The sequence below is a fragment of the Micromonospora sp. NBC_00389 genome, from assembly GCF_036059255.1.
In the GTDB taxonomy this organism is placed as follows: Bacteria; Actinomycetota; Actinomycetes; order Mycobacteriales; family Micromonosporaceae; genus Micromonospora.
Genome location: NZ_CP107947.1, coordinates 5,401,272 through 5,415,558, shown reverse-complemented (window position 1 = coordinate 5,415,558; position 14,287 = coordinate 5,401,272). Strand labels below are relative to the sequence as shown.

Here is a 14,287-nt window from a genome sequence, read left to right as displayed (position 1 = left end):
GGTCGCCGACCGTACGGCCGTCATCGTTCGGCCCGCGCCGAAGCGACCATTCCAGGTCAGCCACGCCGGGCGAAGGCGATGAACGCCCGCCAACTCCGCGGGTCAGGGGGTCGGCGGTGTGGCCTCGGTGACCGGCAGCAGCACCCGGAAGGTGGTCCGCCCCGGCTCGGTCTCCACCCGGATGTCGCCGTGGTGCTTGTGCACCACGATCCGGTACGAGATGTCCAGCCCCAGGCCGGTGCCCGCGCCCACCGGCTTGGTGGTGAAGAAGGGCTCGAAGATGCGGGGGCGTACCTCGGGCGGGATGCCGGGGCCGGTGTCGGTGATCTCCACGGCCAGGAGGTCGCCGACGCGTCCGGTGCGGACGGTCAGCACGCCCTTCTCCCCCATCGCGCCCAGCGCGTTGTCGATCAGGTTGGTCCACACCTGGTTCAGCTCGGCGGCGTACGCGGGGACCGGCGGGAGGCCGTGGTCGTACTCGCGGACCAGCTTGACCTGGGCGGGGATCTTCGCCTTGAACATCACCAGCGTGGCGTCGAGCAGGTCGTGCACGTCCACCACCTGGTACGGCGCGCGGTCCAGCTGGGAGTACTGCTTGGCGGCGCCGACCAGGCCGGAGATCCGGGTCACCGCGTCGCCGATCTCGCGCATCAGCAGCTCGGTGTCGACGGTGTAGGTGAGCCAGCGCACCGCCGCCTCCAGGTCCGCCGGGCCGACCGCCTCCTTCACCCGACCCAGCCAGGCCACGTCGAGCCCGCCGCCGACCAGGATCGGCGCCAGGTCCCAGGCGCCGCTCACCCCGCGCTCCTCCAGCCACTCGGTGAGGGTGTCCTCCGCGTCGGCGGTGGCCATCGGGGTCAGCTTCGGCGCGGTGGCCACTCGGGCCACCGCCTCCTCCTGCAACGCGACCAGCCCGTGCAATGCCCGGCCGTCCAGCCGGCCGTCGGCGATCATCGCGAGCTTGTGCCGCATCCCGGCGACCCGGTCGCGCAGCACCGAGGTGGCCCGCACCGCCGCCGCGGCCGGATTGTTCAGCTCATGGGTCAGCCCCGCCGAGAGTGAGCCGAGCGCCAGCAGCCGCTCCCGTTCGCCGACGATCGTCTGGCTGTTCCGCATCCCGAAGAACAGCCCCTCCAGCAGGTGCATGGGCATCGGGAACCAGGACCGCAGGGCGTGCGCGAAGTCCTCCGCCGGCAGCACGAAGAACTCCGCGTCGGTCACCGCCCGCAGGCTGTTGCGGTAGATCTGCTCGACCTGGTCGCCCAGGTACGCCTGGGTGGCCCCGCCGTACACCCCGCGCTGGTCGGTCCGGCTGGTCTCGACGTCGTCGCCGCGCACCTGCCGGCTCAACGCCACCGCGCCGCGCAGCAGCACGAAGAAGCAGGTGGCGGCCTCGCCTTCGCCGTACACCAGGGTGCCGCCGGCACGCTGCTCGACCCGGCCGTGTTCGGCCAGCCAGTCGAGCTGCGCCTCGTCGAGTGCCTCGAACAGGAACAGGGTGCGCAGCTGCGCGGGCGTCAGGCGATCGGTCTCGGTGCTCACTGGGCCTCCTTGGTTCGCGACTGCGGGGCTCGGCAGGCCCGGCTCACTCCTCGCGCTCACTGGGCCTCCTTGGTTCGCGACTGCGGGGCTCGCAGGCCCGGCTCACTCCTCGCGCTCACTGGGCCTCCAGGTAGCGGTGCACGAGCGACACGGCCATGGCGCCCTCGCCGACGGCCGAGGCGACCCGCTTGACCGACTCGGCCCGCACGTCCCCGGCGGCGAACACCCCCGGCAGGCTGGTCTCCAGGTGGTACGGGTCGCGCGACAGCGACCAGCCGGCCGGCCGCCGACCACCGGTCACCAGGTCGGGACCGGTGACGATGAAGCCACGCCCGTCGCGGACCAGCACCCCGTCCAGCCAGTCGGTCCGGGGCTCGGCGCCGATGAAGATGAACAGCCAGGACGTGTCGACCGAGCGGGCCTCCCCGGTGCGGGTGTCGCAGAGGGTGAGCCGTTGCAGGTGGTCCTGCCCGGCGCCGCCGACCACGGCCGTGTGCGGGTGCACCGTGATCCGGTCGATCCGCTCCAACTGGTCGATCAGGTACCGCGACATCGAGGTGGTCAGGTCAGCGCCCCGGATCAGCAGGTGCACCCTGGCCGCGTACCGGGAGAAGTGCACTGCGGCCTGGCCGGCCGAGTTGGCCCCGCCGACGATGTAGACGTCCTGCTCGACGCAGTTCGGCGCCTCCATGGCGGTGGAGCCGTAGAAGACCCCCCGGCCGGTGAAGTCGGCCAGCCCGGGGGCGTCAAGCACCCGGTAGGAGACCCCGGTGGCCAGCACCACGGTGTGCGCGGCGATCTCGGTGCCGTCGCCGAAGCGCAGCAGCCGGGCGGAGCCGGCCTCGGTCAGGCCGACCACCTCCCGGGCACTGAGCAGCTCGGCGCCGAACTTCACCGCCTGCCGCCGGGCCCGGTCGGTCAGCTGCGCGCCAGAGACGCCGTCCGGGAAGCCCAGGTAGTTCTCGATCCGACTGCTCTGGCCAGCCTGCCCGCCGGTCGCCCGCCGCTCGACCAGCACGGTGCGCAGGCCCTCCGACGCGCCGTACACGGCCGAGCCCAGACCGGCCGGGCCGGCGCCGATCACCACGAGGTCGTAGAAGTCGGACGCCGGCACCACGGTCAGCCCGGCCAGCCCGGCCAACTCGGCCTCGCTCGGCGCGATCAGCGCCTTACCCTCGGCGGTCACCACCAGCGGCACGTCCGCCTCGGTGGCCCCCGCCGCGTCGAGCAGTCGGGCGCCCTCCGGATCGTCGGCCAGCAGCCAGCGGTACGGCACCAGATTGCGGGCCAGGAAGTCGCGGACCTTGAACGACGGCGCTGACCAGCGGTGACCGACCACCCGGATCTCGGTGGTCGCCGCGTCCGGGGTGAGCGCCCACGCCTCCAGCAGGCCGTCCACCACCGGGTACAGCTTCTCCTCCGGCGGGTGCCAGGGCTTGAGCAGGTAATGGTCCAGGTCGACCACGTTGATCGCCTCGATGGCGGCGTCGGTGTCCGCGTACGCGGTGAGCAGCACCCGGCGGGCGGCCGGGAAGATGTCCATCGCGGCCTCCAGGAACTCGACGCCGGTCATCTCCGGCATCCGGTGGTCGGCCAGCAGCAGCGCCACCTGCTCGCCGCGCAGTTTGACCTCCCGCAACGCGTCCAGCGCCTCCGGGCCGGAGGCGGCCCGCAGCACCCGGTAGCGGTCGCCGTAGTGGCGGCGGATGTCCCGGGCCACCGCCCGGGAGACCACCGGGTCGTCGTCGACGGTCAGGATCACCGGGTTCGCCATGGCGCCCATGAAACCACCTGACCGGGGTACGCCGCACCGGCCGGGGTCGGTCCGGCCGCCGAAGCACGCTTGGCCGGGGCCGGGACGGGTAAGCCGGGTCGCCGCGCGGGTGGCCGCACGCCGACCACCCGCCCAGCTGCCGCGCACACCTCGGGGGGCCTATGGCGGACGCGTCGCCGACCGGACCGACGACGTCGGGCCGCATCGTGGAGCTGCGGGTGCACGGCGTCTCCGGTGCCGGGGCGGACCAGGTGCTGGACCGGCCGCACGTCCATCAGGTCGCCGGGGACCGCAGCGGCGGGTTCTACCGCCCACGCCCGGGCTACCCGGACGAAACCGGGACGGGCGGAATGACGCTGGAGGCGTACCGGTGGAGTGACCTGCCGTCCGGCACGGCCGTGCGGACGCTGTCGCTGGTGTTCCTGCTGCCGTTCATGCTCTGCAACGTGGCGCTCTGGATGCGCCCGGCGAGCCGCGCCTCGAAGCACGGCATCGTCGCGCTGTGCCGGGTGCTCGCGCTCACCCTCACCATGCTCTACGTGCTGTCCATCGTCGGGGTGGCGCTGGACCTGGTCGCCTGGCGCTGCATGGGCACCTCGTCCTGCCTGGCCGAGCGGAGCTGGCTGTCCTGGCTCGGCGGGCGTTCGCCCGGAATGCGCCTGGGCGTGCTGGCGCTGGTGCCGGTCGCCGCCATCGGGCTCGTCTGGTGGCTGGGCGCGCGCCCCGGCCACTCGTTCGACGCGTTTCGGACCCGGGAGCCCGCAGCCTCCGAGACCCAGTTGAGTGCGGTCGGCCAGTGGGACGGCGCACCGCTGGTGGGCCGGCTGCGCTCGGTGCACGTCGCCGCCGCGTTCGCCACCCTGGACGGCAGCCTGCTGGCCGCCCGGGCCAGTCAGGGTGCCTCGTGGGATTTGCTGCTGCTGCTGGTGGCCACCGGGGCGGTGCTGCTCGCCTGCCTGGTCCTGCTCACCGTGGTGCAGAGCATCGACCGACCCCGCCCGGCCGCCCGGGTCGACGGGCTCACCCGCGGGCTGCGCACGATCACCTGCGGGCTGACCATCCTGGTGATCGTGCACACCATCAGTAGTCCGCAGCCGTGGCCGCAGAGCCGCGAGCTGCCCGGGTACGGCGCCACCGTGGCCTGGCTGTTCGCCAGCCAGACCGCGCTACTGGTCGTACTCGCCGCGCTGGTGATCTGGCGGCGGGGCGGGTCGCCGGGCAGCTCACCGCTGCGGGCGCTGGGCGCGCCGGTCTTCGTCACGGTGGCCGCGGGCCTCGCCGTGGCGTTCTCCGCCGAGCTGGTCTACCGGGTGTCGGATCTGCTGGACCGCGACGGGGACACCGCTGACGGGCTGGCCACCAGCCCGCCACTGGCGTACAAGTGGGCGATCTTCGGGTTTTTCATCGCGGTGCTGACCGCGCTGCTGGTTGCCGGCGTGGTCACGGTGCTGACCCGGCCTGGGCGGTGGCGGGCCGCGAGGGCGATCGTGGCCGCCGACTTCCCGCACGCGCCGCCGGAGGCGGCGGACCGGCTGCGGCAGGTCGAGCGGACGGTGGCCCGGGCCCGGTTCACCGAACGGCTGGAACCGCTCACCACGGTCTACGCGGGACTGGCCGCGCTCGGCCTGGCCACCAGCGTGCTCGGCCTGCTCCAGCTCTATCCCGGCGACGTGATCCAGCGCTACGTCGGTGTGCCCGCCGACCTGGTCAACTTCCTGATCGGGATGGGCAGCTACGCGATCGCCGCGATCGTGCTCGGGTTGGTGATCGGCGGCATCTTCGCGTACCGGACGGCGCAGTTCCGCCGGTACGTGGGCGTGCTGTGGGATCTCGGCACCTTCTGGCCCCGGGCCGCGCACCCCTTCGCTCCGCCCTGCTACGCCGAGCGGGCCGTGCCGGAGCTGACCCGGCGGATCACCTACCTGGTCGAGCAGGGCGAGAGGGTGTTGCTGGCCGGGCACAGCCACGGGTCGGTGCTGCTCGCCGCCACGGTGCTGCAACTGCCACCCCGGGTCACCGACCGGGTCGCCCTGCTGACCTACGGGTCGCCGCTGCAACGGGTGTACGCGCGGCTGTTCCCCGCGTACGTCAACGACGAGGTGCTGCGGGAGATCGGCGAGCGCGTCGGCTGGCGATGGAGGAACCTGTGGCGGGACACCGACCCGCTCGGTGGCTGGATCTTCGCCCGGCACCGACCCGGAGACCACGAGACGCTGACCGGGCCGATGGCGGCGGTGGACACCCGGCGGGCCGACCCACACGGCGTGGTGCCGCCGCCGTACGACAGCGTGCCACCGCCGATCCTGGGCCACTGGCCGTGCGAGTCGGAGGAGTCGTTCGTGGCGGCGGAGCGGGACCTGATTGAGCGGCTGCGCGCGGACCGGCGGCTGAGCCCCTGAGCCGCCGGCCGGATATCGTCGCCGGGTGACTCCGTCCCAGCAGCCCGAACGCCGGCTGATCGCCTCGAACAAGAAGGCCCGGCACGACTACACCGTGCTCCGGACGTACGAGGCGGGGATCGTGCTGGTCGGCACCGAGGTGAAGTCGCTGCGCGAGGGGCGGGCGTCGCTGGTGGACGCGTTCGCCCACGAGCGCGACGGCGAGCTCATGCTGTACGGCCTGCACATCGCCGAGTACGCCTACGGCACGTGGACCAACCACGCCCCCCGGCGCAACCGCAAGCTGCTGCTGCGCCGGTCCGAGATCGACCGGATCCTGGAAAAGGTCCGCGAGGGCGGGGTGACCCTGGTCCCGCTGTCGATGTACTTCGACAACGGCTGGGCCAAGGTCGAGCTGGCCCTGGCCAAGGGCAAGCGCACCTACGACAAGCGGCAGACGCTGGCCGAGCGGGACGCCAACCGGGAGATCGCCCGCGAACTGGGCCGGCACCTCAAGGGCCACCCCCGCCGGGCCTGACCGCCGCCTGACCGCCCGGAGACCGCAAAACGGCGGTACGCCGCGCGCGGACATCGTTGACGTCGTCCGGAGGACGTGGTGTGCTCAGTTCGCGCCGTTAACGACAACGGCTTTCGTTATCGACTTGGAGGAGAACCATGTCGCTGACCGTCCCGCCCGCCCTGCTCGACGCCGCCGAACGTGGCCCTGTCGATGACGACGCCTTCATCGCCTGCGTCCGCGACTCACTGCCGTACGCCTGGGCCACCGTCAGCCGGGTGGTCGCCGAACTGGAGTCCAGCGGGTCCGACCGCGCCGACAACGCCATCCCGCCCCCGACCGACGCCGACCGGGGGCAACTGCTCCGGGCGTTGGCGAGCGACGCGATCCGGGCCGGCCTGGAGCGGCACTTCGGGGTTCGCCTCGCCTTCCAGAACTGCCACCGCGTGGCGGCCTTCCGCCCCGACACGGTGGACGGGCCGGCCTACCGCCGCTTCGTCTCACCGCGCGGTCAACTGCTCAACCAGTCGCCCGAGCTGCGCAACTGCTGAACCTCCCCGGGATGAGCCGGCCCCACCCCCGGCCGTGCGCGGGTGGGGCCGTGCCCGAGATCCGCAACGCCAGGGAAAGGGCCGCGTCGAGGCGGCCGCAGGCAGCACCTTCCCTGCAACTGGGCTGATCCGGACACCAGGAAGAACGACTTCCGGGGCGGTCACCGAGGGCCGCATCTGCGGCCTGAAAGAGCCCTCGGGGTACGTGAAAGCTGCCTTCCAGGCCCTTTCGCACTCGCAGATGCGGGCGCTAGGGTGTGGCCGTGACGATGTTTCGGATCGGCGAGGCGGCCGACCTGCTCGGCGTCAGCGCCGACACGATCCGCCGCTGGGTGGACGCCGGGCGACTGCCCGCCGGGCGGGACGCGCACGGCCACCGGGTCATCGACGGCGTCGACCTGGCCGGTTTCGCCCGCGCCCAGGCGGCCGACCCGGACGCGGGCGCGGAGCTGTCCTCGGCTCGCAACCGGCTGCGCGGCATCGTCGTCGACGTCCGCAAGGACACCGTGATGGCCCAGGTCGACATCCAGGCCGGCCCGTTCCGGATCGTGTCGCTGATGAGCCGGGAAGCGGTCGACGAGCTCGACCTGCGGGTCGGGTCGGTGGCCGTCGCAGTGATCAAGTCGACCACGGTGGTGGTGGAACGGGCCGCACCCGCCGCCCCGACCAGGGGAAGGACCGGCGGATGAGCAGGCAGGGAGTGCGCGCCGCGCTGGTGGCCATGGTGGCGGTGGCCGGGCTGGCGGTTTCCGGCTGCGCCGGGGACGAGGCCCCGGGTGGCGCCGCGGACGGCCGGGTCACCGGCACGGTGACGGTGTTCGCCGCCGCCTCGCTGACCGAGTCGTTCACCCGCATCGGCAGTGACTTCGAGGCCGCCAACCCGGGCAGCTCGGTCACCTTCAACTTCGCGGGCAGCTCGGCCCTGGCCAACCAGATCAACCAGGGGGCGCCGGCGGACGTGTTCGCCTCGGCCGCGCCGACGAACATGACCACGGTGACCAAGGCCGGCAACGCCGACGGCACACCGAGCACGTTCGCCCGCAATCAACTGGTGATCGCGGTGCCCCGGGGCAACCCGAAGGGGGTGACCGGGCTCGCCGACCTGATCCGGCCAGGGGTGAAGGTGGCGCTCTGCGCCGAACAGGTGCCCTGCGGCGCGGCGGCCCGGACCGCGCTGGACGCGGCCGGCGTCGCGCTGACGCCGGTCACCCTGGAGCAGGACGTCAAGGGCGCGCTGGCCAAGGTGAAGCTCGGCGAGGTCGACGCGGCCCTGGTCTACCGCAGCGACGCGCGGGCGGCGGCCGCCGACGTGACCGGCGTGGAGTTTCCCGAGTCGGCGCGGGCGGTCAACGACTACCCGATCGTGGCGCTGAAGGAGGCGCCGAACCCGGCCGGCGCGCGGGCCTTCGTCGCGTACGTCCGCTCGGCACCAGCGCAGGCGGTTCTCGCCGAGGCCGGGTTCCAGGCTCCGTGAGCCGGGTCCTCGACGCCGCCGCGCCCCGTCGGCGGGGTCGGGTGCCGGCGGCGCTGCTGATCCCCGCCGGGTTGGGGCTGCTCTTCCTCGTCCTGCCGCTGGCCGGGCTGGTCGTCCGGGCGCCGTGGACGACGCTGCCGCAGCGGCTCACCGAGCCGGGAGCGCTGACCGCGCTGCGACTGTCGGTGCAGACCGCCACCCTCGCCACCGTGCTCTGCCTGCTGCTCGGCGTGCCGCTGGCCTGGCTGCTGGCCCGGGTCGAGTTCCCCGGCCGGCGGCTGGTCCGCGCCCTGGTCACCGTGCCGCTGGTGCTGCCGCCGGTGGTCGGAGGGGTGGCACTGCTGCTGGTCTTCGGCCGTCGGGGGATGCTCGGCGGCTGGCTCGACGCCACGTTCGGCATCACCCTGCCCTTCACCACCGCGGGCGTGGTGCTGGCCGAGGCGTTCGTCGCCATGCCGTTCCTGGTGATCGCCGTGGAGGGTGCGCTGCGGGCCACCGACAACCGGTACGAGGAGGCCGCCGCGACGCTGGGCGCCGGCCGGTGGACCACCTTCACCCACGTCACGCTGCCCCTGGTGGCACCGGGGCTGGCCGCCGGCGCGGTGCTCTGCTGGGCCCGGGCGCTCGGCGAGTTCGGCGCCACCATCACCTTCGCCGGCAACTATCCGGGCCGGACGCAGACCATGCCGCTCGCCGTCTACCTGGCCCTGGAGACCGACCTGGAATCCGCGATGGTGCTCAGCCTGGTGCTGCTCATCGTCTCGGTGGGCATCCTGGCCGCGCTACGGGACCGCTGGATCACCGGCCCATGACCGCGCCGCTGCTCGACGCCCGGCTCGTCGTCAACCGGGACGCCTTCCGGCTTGACGTGCCGTTGCGGGTCGCGCCCGGCGAGGTGGTCGCGTTGCTCGGGCCGAACGGCGCCGGCAAGACCACCGCGCTGCGCGCGCTGGCCGGGCTGCAGCCGCTCACCGCCGGGCACGTCACCCTCGACGGCCTCGACCTGGACCGGCCGGCAAGCCGGGGCTGGGTGCCCACCGAACGTCGGCCGATCGGCGTGGTCTTCCAGGACTATCTGCTCTTTCCGCACCTGAGTGCCCTGGACAACGTGGCATTCGGCCCGCGCCGGCACGGCGTCGACCGGCGGGCGGCGCGGGCCACGGCCCGGGACTGGCTCGGCCGGGTGGGGCTGGCCGGCCAGGCGCACCGCCGGCCCCGACAGCTCTCCGGCGGGCAGGCGCAGCGGGTGGCGCTGGCCCGGGCACTGGCCGTCGAGCCGTCATTGCTGCTCCTGGACGAGCCGCTCGCCGCGCTGGACGCCCGCACCCGGTTGGACACCCGCGCGGAGCTGCACCGCCACCTGTCCGCGCACCCCGGGGCGACGGTGCTGGTCACCCACGACCCGCTGGACGCGTTGGCGCTGGCCGACCGACTCGTCATCGTGGAGGGTGGGCGGGTGGTGCAGGAGGGCGACGGCCCGAGCGTGACCGCCCGCCCCCGCACGGACTACGTGGCCCGGCTGGTCGGGCTGAACCTCTACCGGGGCCGAGCCGAGGGGCACGGGGTACGGGTCGCGCCGGACCTGTCCCTCACCGTCGCCGACCGGCTGGACGGCGAGGCGTTCGTCGCGTTCCGCCCGGCGGCGGTGGCCCTGCACCCGTCCCGGCCGGAGGGCAGCCCGCGCAACACCTGGGCGGGCACCGTCGCCGGCGTCCAGCGGCACGGCGACAACGTGCGGGTGCAGCTGGACGGACCGATCGGCGTGGCCGCGGACGTCACCCCGGCCGCCGCCGCCCAGCTGCGGCTGATCCCCGGGCAGCGCGTCTGGGTGGCGGTCAAGGCGACCGAGACGCACGCCTACCCGGCCAACGGCTGACCCCGGCCCCCGGCGCGAGCAGGGTCGGCGTGCGGGCGGCCGGCCTACAGCGACTCAGCCGGCAAGCAGGTCGTTGTGCGCGGCGCGCAGCCGGGCCAGCGCCGGGTCGCTGCCGGGGATGACGCGCCGGTCCAGCTCAGCCCACGCCTCGGCCAGCGCCGCGCGGACGGCACCCAACTCGGCGGCGTGCCGCTGACTGCTGCGCCGGTGCTGCTCGTCGAGCCGACGGGCCCAGCCGGCGGTGACCGTGGCGAGCCGGTCGGCGTCGGCGCGGGCCTGCGCACCGCTGCGGGCGGCGGCGGCCGGGACGATGGCGGCGATCGGACGGGGATCGCCGTCGCGGGTGACGACGGTGACCGCGTCGGTCAGCTCGGCCAGCGCGACAAGCTGACTGAACCGGGTGCGCGCCTCGCGCAGCGGCACGGAGCGCGGCGGGTCGGGGTGCGGGGTGAGCGCGGGGACGGCCATGGATGCATGGTGCCGCCCGGGTACGACAGAATCCGCCGTCGTCAGTGGACGGTGGGCTGCCCGGCGGCCGGCCCGGCCAGCCACTCGTCGGCCAGCACCGACCAGACCTCAAGGTCGATCCGCCCGTTCGGGCGCGGGTACACCTGGCGGAGAGTGCCGTCGTGGCGCAGGCCGAGCCGGCGGGCGAGCGCGATGCTGCGGGCGTTCTCGGCGTTGGTGCGCCACTCCACCCGCTGGATGCCGCGCTCGCGTACGGCCCAGTCGACGATTCGGCGGATCGCCGGTGCGACCATGCCGCGCCCCTGCGCCGCCGGCTCCACCCAACAGCCCACCTCGCAGACGCCCAGCGCCACGTCGAACGACACGAACATCACCCCGCCGACCAGCGTGCCGCGCCACCACAGCCCCCAGATGCCACCAGAGTCGGTGGCCCAGCGGTCGGCGTACCGCTGGAGCACCGCCCGGGCCGAGGGCAGGTCGGTGGCGACGAACGACGGCGACACCCAGGGCTGGATGTGTTCCCGGGCCCGGTCCAGGTGGGCGAGGAACTCCTCGGCCCGCCACGGGTCGAGCGGGCGCAGCTCGACCTCCTCGGTCAGCGGAAGGGCGAACATGGAACCTCCACGGGGTACGGGCCGACGTCGGGTAGCAGGCTCCCACAGGCCCGGTGGGCCCGGCAGGCCGGAGGCCCGCTCAGATGATCATGTGTGTCCAGTAGCTGAGCCAGAGTACGAACAGCGCGCCCTGCACCAGGGCGAGGGCCGCGGTCAGCCACACGTCGACGGTGGCGCGGCGCGCCCAGCGGGTCAGCACCAGGGCCACCGGGAACGCGGCGAGCAGGTAGCGCAGCAGGCTCTTGTAGACCGGCGGGCCCATCGACAGCGGCACCAGCACCATGAGTACGCCGTAGACCAGGTAGGCCAGCTCCCGGCGGCGGAACCCCGCGACCAGCACGGCCAGCACGGCCACGGCGAACCAGACCCGGGCGGCGTCGCGCGTCTCCCCGGCCAACCCACCCAACAGCACCGGCACCGGGTTCTGCACCTCGATCCCCCACCCTTCCTGCTGGGCGTGCTGGTAGGCGAACCAGTCCCCACCACGCCACCGACAGAACGCCATGAAGGTGAACCAGCCGGCGGGCAGCAGCAACAGCGGCCAACCGATCCGCAGGTATCCGAGCAAGGCGCGCGGGCCGAGCCGCCAGTCGTGCTGGCGGAGCAGCACCAGGGCCAGCGGCAGCGCGACGAGCAGGCCGACCGACCGGCTCATCGCCAGGAAGTAGCCGAGCACGCCGACCAGCAGCCAGCGGCGCCGCTCCGCGTAGTAGAACGAGGCCAGCGCGAGGCAGACGAAGAGCGACTCGGTCAGCGCGGCCTGGAACAGGAACGCGGTCGGCAGCAGCACCAGGTACCGGGTGAACCGGCGAGCCGCGTCCGGATCGCCGAGCAGCAGCTCGGCCAGCCGGTAGCCGTACCAGAGGGCCAGCAGGAACGCGACGTTGCTGATCAGCAGCAGGGCCAGCGCGTTGTCGCCGCCGAGCAGCGCGCCGACCGGCCGGGCCAGGAACGGGTAGAGCAACGGGAAGCCGAAGTCCGCCCACGGCCCGGTCAGCGGCAGCTGGCTCAGCCGCAGGTAGAGCAGCGCGTCCCAGGCGAACCAGAAGGAGATCCACCGGTGCCCGGAAACGTCCCGCTGCTGCGCCCACATCAACGCCTCGTCCGGCGGCGGCGCGCCGGGGATGCCGTCCCAGGCGTGCAGGACCAGCAATCCGACCAGGGTGAGCAGCAGCTTCGCGCCGAGGAAGAGGCCGAGCAGGTAGGGCCAGGGCGACGGCACCCGGCGGGCCAGCCGCGTCCCGGCCCGGGCCGCCCCGGCCAGGCCGGCGGCCAGCGCCGTCGCGCGCCCCCGGCCGCTCCGCCACCGGCGCATCCGCCCCGCTCCCCCGGTCCGCCCCAGACTCACCCGCCGCGGGGGTGTCGCCCCTCCCGTTGTACGCCGCCGCGCACCCCGCCGGAGCGGAAACCGCCGTGACCCGCGCCGCCGCGAGAGTGAAGTCCGGCGCAGAACGGGTACGCGCCGCGCCTCAACCACAGCGGGTGAGCAGGGAGCGCGGGGGCATGGGCGAGCAGCACGGCACGGTGGTCATCGGTGCGGGGCCGGCTGGACTCACGGCTGCGTACGAGCTGCTCCGGCACGGGCTGCCGGTACAGGTGTTCGAGGCGGACGAGGTGGTCGGCGGGATCAGCCGGACCGTGGAGCGCGACGGGTGGCGCTTCGACATCGGCGGGCACCGGTTCTTCACCAAGGTGCCCCGGGTGGAGGCGTTCTGGCACGAGATCCTGCCGGACGAGGACTTCCTCACCCGGCCCCGGATGAGCCGGATCTACTACCGGGGCGCGCTGTTCAACTACCCGCTGAGCGCGGCGAACGCGCTGCGCAACCTCGGGCTGCCGGAGGCCGCCCGCTGCCTGGGCTCGTACGCCCGTGCCCGGCTGCGCCCGCCGCAGGACCAGTCGCACTTCGAGGGCTGGGTGTCGGCCCGGTTCGGCTGGCGGCTGTACTCGATCTTCTTCAAGACGTACACCGAGAAGGTCTGGGGGATGCCGGCGGACCGGCTGCAGGCGGACTGGGCCGCGCAGCGGATCAAGAACTTGTCGCTGGCCAAGGCGATCCGCAACGCGGTGCTGCCCCGGCGGTACCGCACGGACGTGACCAGTCTGATCGAGCAGTTCCAGTACCCGAAGTACGGACCGGGGATGATGTGGGAACGCTGCGCCGAGCAGGTGCGCGACCGTGGCGGGGAGGTGTCGACCGGCACCTGGGTCACCGCGGTGCACCGCGACCCGCGACGACGGCGGGCGATCAGCGTGACGGTCAACGGCCCGGGCGGGCAACGCACCACACCGGCCGACCACGTGGTCTCGTCGATGCCGATCTCGGAGTTGGTGGCGGCGCTGCGCCCGGAGCCGCCGCCGGAGGTGCTGGCCTGCGCCGCCGACCTGCGCTACCGCGACTTCCTGACGGTCGCGCTGGTGGTGCCGGCCGAGTTCTCGTTCCCGGACAACTGGATCTACGTGCACGACCAGGGCGTGCGGGTGGGCCGGATCCAGAACTTCGGCTCCTGGTCACCGTACCTGGTCAAGGACGGCCGCACCTGCCTGGGCCTGGAGTACTTCGTCTTCGAGGACGACGAGATGTGGCGTACCCCGGACGCCGACCTGGTGGCGCTGGCCACCGCGGAGCTGGAGCGGCTGGGGTTGGCCCGGCCCGGCGTGGTGGAGGCCGGCTACGTGGTGCGGATGCCGAAGGCGTACCCGGTGTACGACGAGCGCTACCAGCACAACGTGGACGTGATCCGGGCCTGGCTGGCCGAGGCGGTGCCGAACGTGCACCCGGTGGGGCGCAACGGCATGCACCGCTACAACAACCAGGACCACTCGATGCTGACCGCCATGCTCACCGCGGAGAACATCGCCACCGGCAGCGCGCATGACGTCTGGTCGGTGAACGTGGAGCAGGACTACCACGAGCAGTCCACCGGCGGCGACCGGCGGCGGGGCACGGGCCGGGACGCGCCGGTGCTGCCGAGCCGGATCATCACTGCCCCGGTCACAGTTCCCGGGGGCATCGGCGCCACCGGGGACGGCGAGCGGCCGGCGCAGGTGCCGCAGGGTTAACGGCGGTGGCGGGGCCCGGGGCGATCAGGT

The 14,287-nt window shown here is 73.5% G+C and carries 13 protein-coding genes; 8 read left to right on the top strand and 5 right to left on the bottom strand.

Annotation, left to right across the window (positions count from 1 at the left end; all coding sequences use genetic code 11):
• Positions 1–102 precede the first annotated feature (102 nt).
• Together OG470_RS25570 and OG470_RS25565 are read right to left on the bottom strand one after the other, a co-directional pair.
• Positions 103–1,542: an ATP-binding protein gene (locus tag OG470_RS25570; RefSeq protein WP_328416166.1), complete on the bottom strand. Its 1,440-nt coding sequence runs from the start codon at positions 1,540–1,542 to the stop codon at positions 103–105.
• Between the two features lie 115 nt (positions 1,543–1,657).
• A complete protein-coding gene (locus tag OG470_RS25565; protein WP_328416164.1) occupies positions 1,658–3,325 on the bottom strand; it encodes an FAD-dependent oxidoreductase in 1,668 nt (555 codons plus the stop codon).
• 152 nt (positions 3,326–3,477) lie between these two features.
• Here OG470_RS25565 and OG470_RS25560 point away from each other — a divergent pair, with 152 nt between their 5' ends.
• From OG470_RS25560 to OG470_RS25530, 7 genes are all read left to right on the top strand, one after another.
• Positions 3,478–5,715: a hypothetical protein gene (locus OG470_RS25560; RefSeq protein WP_328416162.1), complete on the top strand. Its 2,238-nt coding sequence runs from the start codon at positions 3,478–3,480 to the stop codon at positions 5,713–5,715.
• Between the two features lie 25 nt (positions 5,716–5,740).
• Positions 5,741–6,232, top strand: a complete 492-nt coding sequence (smpB, locus tag OG470_RS25555; protein WP_328416160.1) for an SsrA-binding protein SmpB — start codon at positions 5,741–5,743, stop codon at positions 6,230–6,232.
• Positions 6,233–6,369: 137 nt separating this feature from the next.
• Positions 6,370–6,762 carry an SCO5389 family protein gene (locus OG470_RS25550; protein ID WP_328416158.1) on the top strand — a complete coding sequence of 131 codons (393 nt, stop codon included), beginning with the start codon at positions 6,370–6,372 and terminating at the stop codon, positions 6,760–6,762.
• 263 nt (positions 6,763–7,025) lie between these two features.
• Positions 7,026–7,451 carry a TOBE domain-containing protein gene (locus OG470_RS25545; protein ID WP_328416157.1) on the top strand — a complete coding sequence of 142 codons (426 nt, stop codon included), beginning with the start codon at positions 7,026–7,028 and terminating at the stop codon, positions 7,449–7,451.
• A gap of 32 nt (positions 7,452–7,483) precedes the next feature.
• Positions 7,484–8,236, top strand: a complete 753-nt coding sequence (modA, locus tag OG470_RS25540; protein WP_328426596.1) for a molybdate ABC transporter substrate-binding protein — start codon at positions 7,484–7,486, stop codon at positions 8,234–8,236.
• A complete protein-coding gene (locus OG470_RS25535; protein WP_328416155.1) occupies positions 8,233–9,048 on the top strand; it encodes an ABC transporter permease in 816 nt (271 codons plus the stop codon). The genes modA and OG470_RS25535 overlap by 4 nt, the downstream gene beginning before the upstream one ends.
• On the top strand, positions 9,045–10,112 hold the full coding sequence (locus tag OG470_RS25530) for an ABC transporter ATP-binding protein (protein ID WP_328416153.1): 1,068 nt from the start codon (positions 9,045–9,047) through the stop codon (positions 10,110–10,112). The genes OG470_RS25535 and OG470_RS25530 overlap by 4 nt, the downstream gene beginning before the upstream one ends.
• Before the next feature lie 54 nt (positions 10,113–10,166).
• On the opposite strand, the gene OG470_RS25525 is transcribed toward OG470_RS25530, so the two are convergent.
• From OG470_RS25525 to OG470_RS25515, 3 genes are all read right to left on the bottom strand, one after another.
• Complete coding sequence (locus OG470_RS25525) at positions 10,167–10,580, bottom strand: type II toxin-antitoxin system Phd/YefM family antitoxin (protein ID WP_328416152.1); 414 nt, start codon at positions 10,578–10,580, stop codon at positions 10,167–10,169.
• Positions 10,581–10,621: 41 nt separating this feature from the next.
• Positions 10,622–11,194 (bottom strand): GNAT family N-acetyltransferase, encoded by a 573-nt coding sequence (locus OG470_RS25520; protein WP_328416151.1) that lies wholly within the window; start codon positions 11,192–11,194, stop codon positions 10,622–10,624.
• A gap of 79 nt (positions 11,195–11,273) precedes the next feature.
• Positions 11,274–12,509, bottom strand: a complete 1,236-nt coding sequence (locus tag OG470_RS25515; protein WP_328416150.1) for a hypothetical protein — start codon at positions 12,507–12,509, stop codon at positions 11,274–11,276.
• 188 nt (positions 12,510–12,697) lie between these two features.
• On the opposite strand from OG470_RS25515, the gene OG470_RS25510 reads away from it, so the two are divergent.
• On the top strand, positions 12,698–14,257 hold the full coding sequence (locus OG470_RS25510; RefSeq protein WP_328416148.1) for an NAD(P)/FAD-dependent oxidoreductase: 1,560 nt from the start codon (positions 12,698–12,700) through the stop codon (positions 14,255–14,257).
• Positions 14,258–14,287 lie beyond the last annotated feature (30 nt).

What these genes read in the sequence shown, in the direction of transcription:
- OG470_RS25565 (WP_328416164.1), bottom strand. Translation starts at nt 3,325, where the DNA reads ATGGGCGCCATGGCGAACCCGGTGATCCTGACCGTCGACGACGACCCG.
- OG470_RS25560 (WP_328416162.1), top strand. Translation starts at nt 3,478, where the DNA reads ATGGCGGACGCGTCGCCGACCGGACCGACGACGTCGGGCCGCATCGTG.
- OG470_RS25550 (WP_328416158.1), top strand. Translation starts at nt 6,370, where the DNA reads ATGTCGCTGACCGTCCCGCCCGCCCTGCTCGACGCCGCCGAACGTGGC.
- modA (WP_328426596.1), top strand. Translation starts at nt 7,484, where the DNA reads ATGGTGGCGGTGGCCGGGCTGGCGGTTTCCGGCTGCGCCGGGGACGAG.
- OG470_RS25530 (WP_328416153.1), top strand. Translation starts at nt 9,045, where the DNA reads ATGACCGCGCCGCTGCTCGACGCCCGGCTCGTCGTCAACCGGGACGCC.
- OG470_RS25525 (WP_328416152.1), bottom strand. Translation starts at nt 10,580, where the DNA reads ATGGCCGTCCCCGCGCTCACCCCGCACCCCGACCCGCCGCGCTCCGTG.
- OG470_RS25520 (WP_328416151.1), bottom strand. Translation starts at nt 11,194, where the DNA reads ATGTTCGCCCTTCCGCTGACCGAGGAGGTCGAGCTGCGCCCGCTCGAC.
- OG470_RS25515 (WP_328416150.1), bottom strand. Translation starts at nt 12,509, where the DNA reads ATGCGCCGGTGGCGGAGCGGCCGGGGGCGCGCGACGGCGCTGGCCGCC.
- OG470_RS25510 (WP_328416148.1), top strand. Translation starts at nt 12,698, where the DNA reads ATGGGCGAGCAGCACGGCACGGTGGTCATCGGTGCGGGGCCGGCTGGA.